We start from the raw sequence: 611 nt of genomic DNA on the forward strand, positions 1-611 counted from the left end.
CGCCGATCATGCGTATGCTGCGGCCGTCCTTGAGGCGCACGGTGTCACCATCCACTACCCGCTGCACGTCGAAGGTCGCGACATCGCCGGGCGCCGGGCAGAACACCTCGGCCTGGGCGGGCGCCAGCCAAATCGCAGACACAAAAAAGGCGCCCACAAGGGACGCCTTTTTCATCAGCGAGGACAAGCCATACAGGCCATCCAAGCGGACCAGCCTTACTCGGCTTTAGGAGCAGCTTTAGCGCCGAAAGCACCGAAGCGGGTCTTGAAGCGGTCAACACGGCCGCCAACATCCAGAGTCTTCTGCTTACCGGTGTAGAACGGGTGGCACTCGTTGCACACGTCGATTGGCAGAGCTTTGCCGAAAGTCGAACGGGTTTCGAACTTGTTACCGCAGCTGCAGGTAACGTCGATGGCAACATAGTTTGGATGGATATCGGCTTTCATGGTGTATTCCTCAGGCTAGCGTGCCGCCAATCAACACTATTGTTGAATACCGCACGTAATTAGGCCGCGGATTCTACCAGACCTTTTTAAACGCGCAAGAAGCACAACGGCCCCTTTCATCAGAAAAGCGCGGCATACACAAGGCCCTGTGGGAGCCGGGCTTG

1 protein-coding gene and 1 pseudogene are annotated in these 611 nt (G+C 57.6%); both read right to left on the reverse strand.

The features are described 5' to 3' along the window. Positions 1-175, reverse strand: a pseudogene (locus tag HX846_RS35715) (thermonuclease family protein); the annotation flags it as partial. Between the two features lie 41 nt (positions 176-216). After that, the gene (gene rpmE, locus HX846_RS35720; RefSeq protein WP_003209330.1) at positions 217-447 is read right to left on the reverse strand and encodes a 50S ribosomal protein L31; all 231 of its coding nucleotides are present in this window, start codon (positions 445-447) and stop codon (positions 217-219) included. Positions 448-611 lie beyond the last annotated feature (164 nt).

It is taken from the genome of Pseudomonas sp. K5002, assembly GCF_013386655.1.
Taxonomy (GTDB): Bacteria; Pseudomonadota; Gammaproteobacteria; order Pseudomonadales; family Pseudomonadaceae; genus Aquipseudomonas.